A 13,556-nucleotide genomic window follows, 5' to 3' on the forward strand; every position below is an offset into this window, starting at 1 on the left:
TCCCGGACGATACTGGCGGAGGACCAACGAGCGAGGTGATACACATGCGTACGATGATCGCGGCCGGCGCGTTCGCGCTGCTGGCCGGCTGTGCGGGCGTGCCGTCCGAATTCGGCGGCTGGGGCGGACCATCGTTTGCCGAGCTGCAGCGGACCTGTGGCGAGGTGCGCGATTACGGCGGCGACGCGCAGTCCGTCTATTCGGCGATGTTCGATGCGTGGGTCGCGAAGCGCCACGGCAAGCTGACGGATGCGCGTTTTTGTGCGTTCGAAAACGAACTTGCGCAGCGCCACGCCGCGCTGGGGACGAGCGCCGACCCGGCCGGGCGGGGCCGCTGGGCGAGCTATCTCAACGACGCGCGCGCGCAGGCGATCAGCTGGCGGGCAGCCGCCGATCCGTCGCTGCGCGGCGGTTGAGAGGCGGGAAAGGGACGGGGCCGGAGGGGCGCGGCCTGGCACTGGCTGCGCCCCTCCGGCCGGTACATCACGAATATCGGAGCTTGATCGATCGCAATGCCGCGTCGCCGATTTCGGTGACGCAGTATTTCTTGCCGGAGCCGAGCGCCTCCAGCTTCACGAGCTGTCGCTCGAGCAACGCGTCGAGTTCGTCGCGGTCCATGTCGGCTTGGTCGGGAGCATCCTTCACAAGCAACAGCGTGGCGAATTCATGCGGACTTAGCATCGTTCTCTCCATGACAACCGTACTGTCCCGGGTGCAAGTGTCCGGTCGAGTGACCCAGCAAGGGAAGGCGTGGGGGGAAAAGCCGCTGTCCCGGCCCTGGCGTTATTGGCGCCGCCCCGGTTGCGCAAAGCGCGCGCAACCGCGCCGGGGATTTGCAGTGTAGTCAAGCGAGCCGGCATCTACAAATCGCACCCTGATAATTTTCTGATTGACATCAAGAAATTCGTCGGGCGGTTTTGCCGGTGCGGCAATTCCTTGATTTCACTTGAAGTCTTGGGTGCGGTGCAGCAGCGCGGCTCGTCGCTCGGGCGGCCGTCCGGTCAGTCGGCGACGTAGACCTGCGTGCCTGCCTGCGCGATCGTCTCGGCCATCTCGTCGGGCAGCGGCTTGTCGGTGAAGAGCGCGTGGATCTGGCTCAGATGCCCCTGCCGCACGAGCGCCGGTCGGCCGAACTTCGAATGGTCGGTGACGAGATAGACGGTGCGCGCGTGCTGGATGATCGCCTCGGCGACGCGCACCTCGCGCGTGTCGAAGTCGCGCAGCGTGCCGTCGCTTTCGATCGACGACGTGCCGATGATCGCGTAATCGACCTTGAACTGACGGATGAAGTCGATCGCGAGCTCGCCGACGATGCCCTTGTCCCACGGTCGCACGATGCCGCCCGTGATCAGTACCTCGCACTCCGGATAGCCGCTCATCATGCTCGCGACGTTCAGGTTGTTCGTGATCACGTGCAGGCCGCGATGCCGGTTCAGCGCGCGCGCGACTTCCTCGGTCGTCGTGCCGAGGTTGATGAAGAGCGAAGCCTGATCCGGGATGTGCGACGCGGCGAGCGCCGCGATCTTGCGCTTCTCGTCGTGGAACATCCGCTGGCGCGCGGTGTACGACACGTTCTCCGAGCTCGTCGGCAGGCTCGCGCCGCCGTGGTAGCGGCGCAGCAGGTTCAGGTCGGCGAGCCAGTTGACGTCGCGGCGGATCGTCTGCGGCGTCACGTCGAAATGGGCGGCGAGATCGTCGACTGTGACAAAGCCGTCGCGCTGCACCCATTCGAGCAATTCCTGCTGACGTGCGTTCAGGGTGAGGCGGGGGTCTCGTGTCATGTTCGCGGGTTTCGATTCGGCTCGATGGGGCGGGGAACTGGGGACGGCAATCCGCATTGTAAGGGCTGTTCGGGCCGATTCGTCCGGCGCGCGGCGTCCACGCCCGCGCACGGACGCCGTACTCGGTTTAGACTCGATTCATGTTGCCGGTGCATCAATTCATGTGACAAATGAATTTGCCGGGGCGGCCCATTCGCGTTGGAATGTCTGTTTCGAATCTGTTTACAGTTGACCTGCGATGAATCTTCACTCGAACATGCCCGGTGCGACCTTCTCGTGGCGCAACCCGTATCCGACGACGCGCGTGCCGGTATTCGCGCGCAATGTCGTGTCGACGTCGCATCCGCTCGCCGCGCAGGCGGGGCTCAGGATGCTGTGGAAGGGCGGCAACGCGGTCGATGCGGCGATTGCCGCGGCGGCCGCGATCACCGTCGTCGAGCCGGTGTCGTGCGGCCTCGGCGGCGACGCATTCGCGCTCGTCTGGGACGGCGCGAAGCTGCACGGCCTGAATGCATCGGGCGTCGCGCCCGCCGCGTGGAGCGTCGACTACTTCCGCCGCCGGCATGGCGAAGCGGGCAACGGCCTCGCGCGGCAGCCGACGCGCGGCTGGGACACGGTGACGGTGCCCGGCGTGATCGCCGGCTGGGAAGCGCTGCATGCGAAATTCGGCTCGCTGCCGTTCGCCGACCTCCTCAAGCCGGCGATCGAGCTCGCGGAGCGCGGGCATGCGGTCGCTGCGATCGTCGCACACAAATGGGCGGCCGCCGTGCCCGAGCTGAAGGACCAGCCGGGCTTCGCGGAAACCTTCATGCCGCACGGCCGCGCGCCCGAGGTGAGCGAGCTGTTGCGGCTGCCGGGCCATGCGAAGACGCTGCGCACGCTGGCGGCCGAAGGCGCGCGCGCGTTCTACGAAGGCAGCATCGCCGAGACGATCGCCGCGTTCTTCCGCGAAGGCGGCGGCGCGCTGAGCGCGGACGATCTGCGCGCGTACCGGCCCGAGTGGGTCGAGCCGATCGGCAAGGACTACCGCGGCTACACGGTGCACGAGATCCCGCCGAACGGGCAGGGGATCGCCGCGCTGATCGCACTCGGCATCATGGAGCGCTTCGATCTCGCGGACCTGCCGCTCGATTCGGCGGATTCGCAGCACGTGCAGATCGAGGCGATGAAGCTCGCGTTCGCCGACGTCCACCGCTACGTCGCCGATCCGCGCGCGATGGCAGTCACGCCCGCTCAGATGCTCGACGACGCGTATCTCGACGCGCGCGCGAAGCTGATCGACGTCGAGCGCGCGACGCACTTCACGTTCGGGATGCCGCGCGCGGGCGGCACGATCTATCTGTCGGCGGCCGACGAGCGCGGGATGATGGTGAGTTTCATCCAGTCCAACTACATGGGCTTCGGCTCGGGGCTCGTCGTGCCGGGTACGGGGATCGCGCTGCAGAACCGCGGCTGCGGGTTCTCGATGGACCCGGCGTCGCCGAACGTCGTCGCGGGCGGCAAGCGGCCGTTCCATACGATCATCCCGGCGTTCGTCACGCAGCAGGCGGACGGGCGGCAACAAGCCGTGATGAGCTTTGGCGTGATGGGCGGCGACATGCAGCCGCAGGGCCATCTGCAGACGATCGTGCGGATGCTCGGCTACGGCCAGCAGCCGCAGGCCGCATGCGACGCGCCGCGCTGGAGGGTGAGCCGGTCGTTCACGCTCGATGTCGAGGCGCCGCTCGATGCGTCCGTCGTCGCTTCGCTCGCCGCGCGCGGCCATACGATCCAGGCGATCGACGATCCTTACATGGATTTCGGGTCCGGCCAGTTCATCTGGCGGCTCGACCGCAACGAACCCGACCGCGGCTACGTCGCGGCGAGCGACAGCCGGCGCGACGGTCTCGCGGCGGGCTTCTGACGCGCACGGGATGCGCGCGCCGCGCATGCGTCTTGCACGCGGCGTTCGTTACAGGCGAAACGATATCGAAAGGCATTTCAAAAAAGCTTTCGCTTTCGATATCGCACGCCTTTCGAATTACGGGTCTAATATTGCGTGATAATCGCTGTGGAACTGCGATTGCCGGTTAAGGTCAGTGCTTCGAAGCACGATCAAAAAAGTCCGGCTAAGATGGCCGGACGTGTCGAATAACCGATTTCAACGCGCCGCAACCGGCGGGATCGCGAGCCGCGCGCGGCGCGGCCCGTTCGGACGCGAAGCGGCGTTTGGGAGCGCGAAACATGCTGGCTGATACCTCTCACGAGATGCCCTGGCGCATCGAAGACATCGACCTGACGCGAATCGACCGTCAACGCGCCGCAGCGAACGAAGATCTGTTGCTGCTGCTGTGCGCAGCGTCGTTCATCGAGAGCGGCTCCGATCTTTACACGAGCAACCTGAGCCAATTCTTCGACGACGATCGCGAAGTGTCGGCGTGGCTCAACACCGAATGGGAACACGAGGAGTTGCAGCATGGCCGCGCGCTGAAGGCGTATATCGCGCACGTGTGGCCCGAATTCGACTGGGATCTCGCATTCGCGAATTTCTTCGACGAGTATTCGAAGACCTGCTCGCTCGAAGCGTTCGAGAAGACGCGGGCGCTTGAGATGGTCGCGCGCTGCGTCGTCGAGACGGGCACGGCGACGCTTTATCGCGCGATCAACGAATGCTCGGACGAGCCCGTGCTCAAGGAGATCACCGACAACATCCGCACCGACGAAGTCCGCCATTACAAGCACTTCTTCCGCTATTTCAAGAAGTACAACGAGGTCGAGGGCAACAGCCGGCTCGCGGTGCTCGGCGCGCTGACGCGGCGCGTGCTCGAGATCAAGAACGAGGACTCCGAGATCGCGCTGCGACACGTGTTCGCGATCCGCTATCCGGACCGGGCGGGCGATTCCGCGTATTGCCGCGAGCGCACCGCGCGCGTGAACGCGCTCGTGCGGCGCAATCTGTCCGCGGACATGTGCGTGAAGATGCTGCTCAAGCCGCTCGACTTGCCCGCGAAGATCCAGCCGGGCGTCCACTATCCGCTGACGAAGCTCACGCAGCACGTGTTCTTCCGGTAAGCGTCGGCGCCGCGTCGCGCGGTATGCTGCGGGTTTCGTTCGACACGACGCGCAGCAGGAGAACACCGTGACCGATCCGGACCGACGCACCCTCGAACGCACGACGTATGACGTGTGGCCGAGCGCCGCGCTCGCGCTGTTCGACGGCGACGATCTCGCGCGCAAGGCGGGCTTTACCGCCGCGCTCGTCGTCGTCGAGCGCGACGTCGATCCGCCGCAGCCGCGCACGACGCTGCTGAGCGCGGGCGAACTCTACGCGCCCGATGCGCAGTCGCTGCGCTTCTGGCTATGGCCGCAGTCGCGCACGGCGCGCGCGCTCGCCGCGCATCCCGACGCGACGCTCACGTTCGTCGCCGACGACGCGTTCCATCAGGCGCGCTTGCGCATCGATTCATCCGATTCGACCGGCGACGGGCTCGTGCGCTTCATCGCCACGCTCGTTGGCGGCGAAGCGCAGCGAGTCGGCTATGCGCGTCTGACGGCGGGCATTGCGTTCGAGCTCGCCGACGCCGATGCGCGCGCCGTGCTCGCGCGCTGGGCACGGCAGATCGCGCAGCTCAAGTGCTGAAGGACGCGCGAGGGCGCGCTCGCGCAGAGAGAAGGGGGCGCAGCGCGCCGCCGGGCCGCTTTGATGAGCGGCGCAGCGGCGTGTGACGCTCAGCGGCCGCGCTGACCGCTGCGTGACGAACGATTGCGGTTCGCATGCGCGCCGCCGCCGTTCGCATTGCCGCTGCCCGTCGGTCGTCCGCCGCCGCGCGCCTGCTGCGGCTTCGCGGTTTTGGGCTGGACGGCCTTCGATGGCGCAGCCTTCGTCTTTGCGCCGCCGTCGCGACGCGCGGCGGGCTGGCCCGGCGCTTGCCCTTGATTCGCGGCCCGCGGCGCGCGATTGCCGCCTTCGCTGCGGCCGCCGCTGCTCGCGCCGCCGCCGTTTCCGCCGCCATTCCCGCCGCGCTGCCCGCGCCGTTGGATCGGCTCCGGCTTCGCGTTCGGGTCCGGCTCGAAGCCCGAAATCACTTCCTGCGAGATCTCGCGCTTGATGAGCCGCTCGATGTCGCGCAGCAATTGCTTCTCGTCGACGCACACGAGCGACACCGCCTCGCCGTTCGCGCCCGCGCGGCCGGTGCGGCCGATTCGGTGCACGTAGTCTTCGGGCACGTTCGGCAGATCGAAGTTGACGACGTGCGGCAATTGATCGATGTCGATCCCGCGCGCGGCGATGTCGGTCGCGACGAGCACCTGCAGCGTGCTGCTCTTGAACTCGGCGAGGGCGCGCGTGCGCGCCGACTGGCTCTTGTTGCCGTGGATCGCCATCGCGCTGATGCCGTCCTTCGTCAACTGCTCGGCGAGCCGGTTCGCGCCGTGCTTCGTGCGCGTGAACACGAGCACCTGGAACCAGTTGTGCTCGCGGATCAGATGCGTGAGCAGCTCGCGCTTGCGGTCGCGGTCGACCGGGTGGATCTTCTGCGCGACCGTCTCGGCCGTCGTGTTGCGGCGTGCGACTTCGATCAGCGCGGGCGAGTCGAGCAGGCTGTCCGCGAGCGACTTGATCTCGTCGGAGAAGGTCGCCGAGAACAGGAGGTTCTGGCGTTTCTTCGGCAGCTTCGCGAGCACGCGCTTGATGTCGTGGATGAAGCCCATGTCGAGCATCCGGTCGGCTTCGTCGAGCACGAGGATATCGAGGCTCGACACGTCGATCGTCTTTTGCTGCATGTGATCGAGCAGGCGCCCCGGCGTCGCGACGACGATGTCGACGCCGCGCTTCAGCGCATCGATCTGCGGATTGATGCTGACGCCGCCGAACATCACGGTCGAGCGCAGCTTCACGTACTTGCTGTACGCGCGCACGCTTTCCTCGACCTGCGCGGCGAGCTCGCGCGTCGGCGTAAGAATCAGGGCGCGCACCGCGCGCCGCGCGCCGCGGTTTTCCGCATAGAACGTGTGCAGGCGTTGCAGGATCGGCAGCGTGAAGCCGGCCGTCTTGCCGGTGCCCGTCTGCGCGCCGGCGAGAAGATCGCCGCCGCCCAGCACGGCGGGGATGGCTTGGGCCTGGATCGGCGTGGGCTGCGTGTAGCCCAGCTCGTTGACGGCCCGCACGAGTGGTTCGGCGAGGCCGAGAGATGCGAAAGACATAGATACTCTTGATTTATTGGTAAGGCGGCGTCCTCGCGCGGCCCGCGCTGGAAATGGACGTCACCGAAAAAGCAAAAGGGCGCGGCCGCGGTTTCCCGCAGCCGCGCCCCGTTCGCGTCAAGTGCCGATTAATCGAGCGGCGCGGAACGCAGGTCGCTCACCTGTTGCGGCGAGACGGGCGATCCGTTGTTGCCCCACGACATCCGGATGTACGTAACGACTGCCGCGACTTCCTGGTTCGACAGCGACTGTGCGAACGGCGGCATCCCATACGGACGCGGATTCTTGGACGTGCTCGGCGGATAGCCGCCGTTCAGCACCATGCGGATCGGGTTTACGGCCGATTCCATCATGATCGAGCGGTTCTGCGCGAGCGGCGGGTACGCGGTCGGCTTGCCTTCGCCGTGCGCGCCGTGGCAGGTCGCGCAGTTGTCCGCGTAGATCTTCTTGCCCTGCTCGAGCAGCGCGCTGCCGAACTGCTGCGACGGCTCGTACTGCATGTTCTTCGGCGCTTCGGCCTTCTGCGGGATCGACTTCAGGTAAGTCGACATCGCGCGGGTGTCCTCATCGGTCATGTACTGCAGACTGTTGTGGACGACGTCCGCCATCGGGCCGAACACCGCGCCCTTCTTCGAGACGCCCGCTTGCAGCAGATCGGACAATTCCTGGACGTGCCACTCGCCGAGGCCGAGTTCCTTGTCGTTCGTGAGCGACGGCGCGTACCAGTTCTGCAGCGGAATCAGGCCGCCCGCGAAGGCCGCCGAACTCACCGGACCGCCCATCATGTTGATCGACGTGTGGCACATGCTGCAGTGGCCGAGGCCTTCGACGAGATACGCGCCGCGGTTCCATTCGACCGACTTCGTCGGATCCGGCTTGTACTCGCCTTCCTTGAAGAACAGCGTGCGCCAGCCGATCAGCAGGTTGCGGTTGTTGAACGGGAAGCGCAGCTCGTGCGGACGGCTCGCCGTGTTGACCGGCGCGACCGAGCGCAGGTACGCGTAGATCGCGTCCGAATCCGCGCGCGTGACCTTCGTGTAGCTCGTGAACGGGAAGCCTGGGTAGAGCAGGCTGCCGTCCTTCGAGCGGCCGGTGTGCATCGCGCGGTAGAAATCGTCCGACGTCCACTTGCCGATCCCGTATTGATCGTCCGGCGTGATGTTCGGCGTGTACATCGTGCCGAACGGCGTCGCCATCGGCAGGCCGCCCGCGAACGACTTGCCGCCGCGCACCGTGTGGCACGCGATACAGTCGCCGACGCGCGAGAGGTATTCGCCCTTCTTGATGAGCGCGGCCTGGTCGGCGGGCGTCGCGGCGACGGCGGCGTTGCCGTGCAGCGTATCGTTGCCCGGCCACAGAACGGGCACGAGGGCCGCTGCCGCGACGATCGCGACAGCCGAGAGTGCAAACAGGGACTTGCGTTTCATTTAGTCTGTCTCCCTTGCCTTATTGCGGTTCGCTGCCGCAGGCGAGCGGAGTCTTCATCGAGCGGGCCGGGGCCGGCACGGGGTTGGCGGGCGCCGGCTGCGCGGCGAGCCACGCGGTCACGGCGGTCACGTCTTCGTCGGACAGTTTGCTCGCGACTTCGTGCATGCAGTCGGGCGACTTCGCATGACGCGTGCCCGAACGCCACGCGCCGATCTGCGCGCTCAGGTAATCGCTATGCAGGCCGACGAGACCCGGGATCGCGGGCTGCATGCCGGTCAGCGTGGTGCCGTGGCACGCGACGCACGCGGGCAGCTTGCGCGCCGGATCGCCGTGCAGCGCGAGCTGCTTGCCGCGCTCGACGACGGCGGCGGGCACGGTCGGCTTCGTCGGCGCCGGGTACGGCGGACGCTGCTCCGAGAAGTGCTGCGCGATCTCGTGCAGGTAGTCGTCGTTCAGGTACGTGAGCAGATAGTTCATCGGCGGGTACTTGCGGCGACCGTCGCGGAAGTTCACGAGCTGGTTGTACAGGTATTCGGCCGGCTTGCCTGCCAGACGCGGAAAATAGTCGTTGTCGGTGCCCTGCCCGTGCGTGCCGTGACAGGCCGTGCAACCGCGCACGCGCTCGGCCATCGTGTCGGGCGCCTTCAGGGGCGCCTTCGCGGCGGCCGGCTCGGTGGGCTTGGTCTGCGCGTGCGCAGTGCTCAGAAGGCTCGCTGCGCCCATTAACACAACGGCGAGCAGCGGACGGAAAAGGCGTCGAGAAGACACACGGGACTCCATTGTTATTCGTCGGGGACCTGACCGGGCTCCGATCGGCTCGGCGTGACGGCAAGAACTAACGAGGGCAGACAGCCGGGCTGCTGCGACGCGGCATTCTATCATCGATGGGTAATGGCGGCTATTTGACGCGGAGGGCACGGTTCCAAGCCGTGGTCGGGTTGCGACAATTTGACGCGCGGATGACAGTTCAAACGTCGGACAAGCTGCGCAGCCGACGGCGAAGCCCGTACACTTCGGGGGGCGCGGCGTCAGGGCGGTCCGCCGCGCCGCCCCGATTTCCTTACTTCCATGCGAGTCGATGAAGTCCTCTTTTTCCTGTTTGCCTGAAAACAACAGTCGGTCCTTTCGTTTCCCCGGCGCGCGCGGCGCAGGCGGTGCGCGATGAAGATCGATAGCCTCTGGTTCGGCCAGGCGGCGCTCGCCGCGCTCGGCGATGTCGCGTTCGCGGTCGCCGTCGGCTCCGCGCTGATCGGCGCGTGGCTCGCGAACGACGGCGCGAAGAGCGTCATCGCGCCGTCGCATCCCGCCTGGCGGCAATCGCTGCGCTCGCTTGCCGTCGCGGCGGCCGTGCTCGTCCTCGCCGACGTCGGCTGGCTCGTCTATGCGGCCGCGTCGATGAGCGGCGCGGGCCTGCGCGGCGCATTCGGCGCGATGCCGGCCGTGCTCGTGCAGACGCACGTCGGGCATGCGTGGAGCGTCGCGTGCGGCGGCGCGCTGCTGCTGCTCGCGGTTGCGCTCGCACGGCCGAGCGGCCCGGTCGCGGGCGCGCTTCTCGCGCTCGCGACGCTCGTCGTCGCGGCGGGCAAGGCGTCGCTCGGCCATGCGGCCGATTGGGGCGCGTTCTCGGCCGCGGTCGGCGTGCAGACGGTGCACGTCGCCGCGACGGCCGCGTGGGGCGGGCTCGTGATCGCGGGCGGGATGGCCGTGCTGCCGGCGCTCGGCTCGTCGATCGCGCGCGGCGCGATGATCCGCATCGCGCACCGGCTGTCGAGCGCGTCGATCGCCGCGCTCGCGTTCGTGGTCGTCACGGGCGTGCTCAACACGATCCGCGGCACGGGCGGCAATTTCGCGGCGCTCGACGGCAGCACGTGGGGACGCATATTGTTGCTGAAGCTCGCGCTCGTCACGCTCGCGCTGGTGCTCGCGGCGCTCAACCGCTTCTCGGCGCTGCCGCGGCTGCGCCGCACCGCGTCGACCGAGGACGCGCATACGTTCCGCAACGTGCTGCATCTCGAAGCGCTCGCGATGATCGGCGTGTTCGTCGCGGCGGCGGTGCTTTCGTTTACCGCGCCGATCGCGGCGGGCTGACGCGCGAGGGTGTGCGCGGCGGCGGGTGGGCCCGGGTATGGATCGGGCGGGCCGTCGCGCGGGAGACCGCTGATCGTTCGGGGCGGCAGGGCGCGCGGCGGGCGTGACGCCGTGATGCCGTCATGCCGTGATGCCGTCATGCCGAGGCCGACCGAGCGTAGCGACGAACGGCGGCGCGCCGGCTGCGCGACAGCCGCTCAGCCGGGGATTGTCGGCGCGTGCTCGCGCGCGCCGACGCGCGGTGCTCCGGGCGCGCCGCCTGCAGGCGGCGCGCGTTGCGAATCGCACGCGCTTTTCTACAGTTTTCTTCCGGGCCGGTTGCTCGTTTCGCATGCCGCGCCGGCGCGTTCCCGATATCGGTCGGCGGGCGCGCGGCCTGCCGACCGCACGACTCACCACTCGGCGACGCTGCCGTCCGCGTGCCGCCACACCGGATTGCGCCAGCGGTGCCCGATCTTCGCCATCTCGCGCACCTTCTCCTCGTCGACGTCGATGCCGAGCCCCGGCCCCTGCGGGATCGAGACGAAGCCGTCCGCGTAGCGGAACACCTCCGGATTGCGCAGATAGTCGAGCAGGTCGCTGCCCTGGTTGTAGTGGATCCCGAGGCTCTGCTCCTGGATGACCGCGTTGTAGCTGACCGCGTCGAGCTGCAGGCACGCGGCGAGCGCGATCGGCCCGAGCGGGCAGTGCAGCGCGAGCGCCACGTCGTAGCTCTCCGCGAGCGTCGCGATCTTCCGGCATTCGGTGATCCCGCCCGCGTGCGACGCGTCCGGCTGCACGATGTCGACGTAGCCGCCTTCGAGCACGCGCTTGAAGTCCCAGCGCGAGTAGAGCCGCTCGCCGAGCGCGATCGGCGTGCTCGTCTGGTTCGCGATGTCGCGCAGCGCCTCGGCGTTCTCGGACAGCACCGGCTCTTCGATGAACATCAGCCTGTACGGATCGAGCTCCTTCGCGAGCACCTTCGCCATCGGCTTGTGCACGCGGCCGTGGAAGTCGACGCCGATCCCGACGTGCGGCCCGACCGCTTCGCGCACCGCCGCGACGTTCGCTATCACCTTTTCGACCTTGTCGAACGTATCGATGATCTGCAACTCCTCCGAGCCGTTCATCTTCACCGCCTGGAAGCCGCGCTCGACGACCGCGCGCGCGTTGTTCGCGACGTCGCTCGGACGGTCGCCGCCGATCCACGAATAGACCTTGATCCGGTCGCGCACCGGGCCGCCGAGGAGCGCGTGGACAGGCGCGCCGTGGTGCTTGCCCTTGATGTCCCAGAGCGCCTGGTCGATGCCCGCGATCGCGCTCATCGTGATCGGCCCGCCGCGATAGAAGCCCGCGCGGTACATCACTTGCCAGTGGTCTTCGATGCGAAGCGGGTCCTGGCCGACGAGGTAGTCGGCGAGTTCGTGCACGGCCGCTTCGACCGTGTGCGCGCGGCCCTCGACGATCGGCTCGCCCCAGCCGACGATGCCCGCGTCGGTCTCGATCTTCAGGAACAGCCATCGAGGCGGAACGACGAAGGTTTCGAGGCGGGTGATTTTCATTGCGAGTGTCTCCTGTCGTCTGCGTGAATCATGCATGAATCGTACAGCGGCGCAGCGCGAAAGTAGTATCGATCGCGCCGTTGCGCACATAGTGAGCGCCGCGGCGGGGTTCCCGCCGTACGCGGCGGCGGACGCATGGCTGGATCGAGCCGCGCGTACGGCACGGGTCGGCGGGCGAGTCGGGTCGAAAGCGATTTCTTGCTTCGCTCGCTCGACGTTCGAAGGCCGCTGCCCGGCGGTTGCGGTCCGCCTGGACGAGCGTTACCGTACGCCACCGGCCGGGCGTGCGAACGCGGCGTCGCCGCGTCGCCGAGCCGGACACGATTGAAGGAGGCGACGATGCTCTACACCGGCAGCTGCCATTGCGGCAGAGTCAAGTTCGAGGTGGAAGGGGAGATCGAGGGCGCCTGTGCGTGCAACTGTTCGATGTGCATGCGCAAGGGCTCGCTGCTGTGGTTCGTGCGGCGCGACGCGTTCCGCTTGAAAACGCCCGACGCCGACATCGCGACCTATCTGTTCAACAAGCACACGATCCGGCATCGGTTCTGTCCGACCTGCGGGATCCATCCGTTCGCGGAGGGCACGGATACGAAGGGCAACGCGATGGCGGCCGTCAACATCCGCTGCCTGGACGGTATCGATCTCGACGCGGTGCCGGTCCGGCATTTCGACGGACGCGCGCGCTGAGCGCGCGTGCCTGATTCGGGATCGCCGGGATCGCGAAGCGCGCGAGGTCTGCACGGCGCGCGCTTCGCGCCCGTGTCCCGGCCCCGTCCGGCTCAGCGCGACTGCTGCCGGACGATGCGCTTCAATACCCAGCGAATCGACGAACCGTCGGCGGGCGGATTCGGCACCTTGTACTCGGCGATCTCGAGCTGGTATTCGTAGCCTGGGCGGTAGTCGAATCCCTCGATGCCGCTGTACCGGAGCTGCCATGGCGCGTTCGGGCTCGTGCGCACCTGCAGGCAGTCCATCGGCGCGACGCCGACGCAGCGCGCCGTCTGCGCGGCGACATAGACGGTCTTCGTCGCGGCTTGCGGCGCAGCCGGCCGCGTGGCCGGCGCGTCCGCCGCGGCGTTCGTCTCGCAGCCGGCGAGGCCGGCCGCAACGGCGAGCGCGATGGCCGCGAGGGCGAGCGAGGGACGGGTCTTGCGGAACATGGGAATCCTCGTCGATGAAACCGCGATTGGACTGCGGCGCGCCGACCGGGTTCATCGTGTCCGGACGCGCTGTATTGCGATGCGCGGGCTGTCGCGTCGGCGCGTGACTGAGGCGGCGGTTGCGATCGAGGTCGCGGTCGTCACGGCGGTTGCACCGCGGCGGCGTAGCGCTGCGGGCCCGCGACGGGCTGCGGCCGAAGCGAAGCGTGGCCGAAACCGACGCGCTGACGCTCGGGCCGCGCGCCTCCCCCCGCCCGCCCAGCGAAGCCGGTGTCCGCCCGGCGCAACGCGCTGACATCGGCGCGTCACGCATCCCGGCATAAGGTGTCGGCGCCGGCGTGCGCGGCTGGGCATCGATGCCGGCTGCCGCGCCGCTG

At 67.9% G+C, this 13,556-nt stretch carries 12 protein-coding genes and 1 pseudogene; 6 read left to right on the top strand and 7 right to left on the bottom strand.

From position 1 onward, the window contains the following. Window positions 1–44 precede the first annotated feature (44 nt). Window positions 45–416: a hypothetical protein gene (locus WS62_RS03335; protein WP_066567692.1), complete on the top strand. Its 372-nt coding sequence runs from the start codon at window positions 45–47 to the stop codon at window positions 414–416. Between the two features lie 67 nt (window positions 417–483). Here the strand turns inward: WS62_RS03335 and WS62_RS03340 are convergent, their stop codons facing one another. Together WS62_RS03340 and WS62_RS03345 are read right to left on the bottom strand one after the other, a co-directional pair. After that, on the bottom strand, window positions 484–681 hold the full coding sequence (locus tag WS62_RS03340) for a phage tail assembly chaperone (RefSeq protein WP_010101796.1): 198 nt from the start codon (window positions 679–681) through the stop codon (window positions 484–486). Window positions 682–1,001: 320 nt separating this feature from the next. Continuing rightward, on the bottom strand, window positions 1,002–1,781 hold the full coding sequence (locus WS62_RS03345; RefSeq protein ID WP_066567695.1) for a DeoR/GlpR family DNA-binding transcription regulator: 780 nt from the start codon (window positions 1,779–1,781) through the stop codon (window positions 1,002–1,004). A gap of 238 nt (window positions 1,782–2,019) precedes the next feature. Between WS62_RS03345 and WS62_RS03350 the strand changes: the two genes are divergently transcribed. From WS62_RS03350 to WS62_RS03360, 3 genes are all read left to right on the top strand, one after another. After that, on the top strand, window positions 2,020–3,684 hold the full coding sequence (locus tag WS62_RS03350) for a gamma-glutamyltransferase family protein (protein WP_082720658.1): 1,665 nt from the start codon (window positions 2,020–2,022) through the stop codon (window positions 3,682–3,684). A gap of 320 nt (window positions 3,685–4,004) precedes the next feature. Continuing rightward, window positions 4,005–4,832, top strand: a complete 828-nt coding sequence (locus tag WS62_RS03355; RefSeq protein ID WP_066567697.1) for a ferritin-like domain-containing protein — start codon at window positions 4,005–4,007, stop codon at window positions 4,830–4,832. A 67-nt stretch (window positions 4,833–4,899) separates the two neighbouring features. After that, window positions 4,900–5,400 carry a hypothetical protein gene (locus WS62_RS03360; protein ID WP_066567698.1) on the top strand — a complete coding sequence of 167 codons (501 nt, stop codon included), beginning with the start codon at window positions 4,900–4,902 and terminating at the stop codon, window positions 5,398–5,400. 89 nt (window positions 5,401–5,489) lie between these two features. Here the strand turns inward: WS62_RS03360 and WS62_RS03365 are convergent, their stop codons facing one another. The 3 genes from WS62_RS03365 to WS62_RS03375 form a co-directional block, all read right to left on the bottom strand. Beyond that, the gene (locus WS62_RS03365) at window positions 5,490–6,962 is read right to left on the bottom strand and encodes a DEAD/DEAH box helicase (RefSeq protein ID WP_066567706.1); all 1,473 of its coding nucleotides are present in this window, start codon (window positions 6,960–6,962) and stop codon (window positions 5,490–5,492) included. Window positions 6,963–7,090: 128 nt separating this feature from the next. Beyond that, entirely contained in the window at window positions 7,091–8,389 is a 1,299-nt protein-coding gene (locus WS62_RS03370; RefSeq protein WP_066567709.1) for a c-type cytochrome, read from the bottom strand. A gap of 19 nt (window positions 8,390–8,408) precedes the next feature. Then, entirely contained in the window at window positions 8,409–9,170 is a 762-nt protein-coding gene (locus tag WS62_RS03375) for a c-type cytochrome (RefSeq protein WP_066567711.1), read from the bottom strand. A gap of 381 nt (window positions 9,171–9,551) precedes the next feature. Here WS62_RS03375 and WS62_RS03380 point away from each other — a divergent pair, with 381 nt between their 5' ends. Then, a complete protein-coding gene (locus tag WS62_RS03380; RefSeq protein ID WP_066567719.1) occupies window positions 9,552–10,478 on the top strand; it encodes a CopD family protein in 927 nt (308 codons plus the stop codon). A 392-nt stretch (window positions 10,479–10,870) separates the two neighbouring features. Here the strand turns inward: WS62_RS03380 and dgoD are convergent, their stop codons facing one another. Continuing rightward, a complete protein-coding gene (gene dgoD, locus WS62_RS03385) occupies window positions 10,871–12,019 on the bottom strand; it encodes a galactonate dehydratase (RefSeq protein ID WP_066567722.1) in 1,149 nt (382 codons plus the stop codon). 339 nt (window positions 12,020–12,358) lie between these two features. Here dgoD and WS62_RS03390 point away from each other — a divergent pair, with 339 nt between their 5' ends. After that, window positions 12,359–12,706, top strand: a complete 348-nt coding sequence (locus WS62_RS03390; RefSeq protein ID WP_066567799.1) for a GFA family protein — start codon at window positions 12,359–12,361, stop codon at window positions 12,704–12,706. Window positions 12,707–12,801: 95 nt separating this feature from the next. Here the strand turns inward: WS62_RS03390 and WS62_RS03395 are convergent. Next, window positions 12,802–13,179, bottom strand: a pseudogene (locus tag WS62_RS03395) (DUF4377 domain-containing protein); the annotation flags it as partial. Window positions 13,180–13,556: the final 377 nt, after the last annotated feature.

This window comes from Burkholderia sp. ABCPW 14, from assembly GCF_001523835.1.
Classification (GTDB): domain Bacteria; phylum Pseudomonadota; class Gammaproteobacteria; order Burkholderiales; family Burkholderiaceae; genus Burkholderia; species Burkholderia mayonis.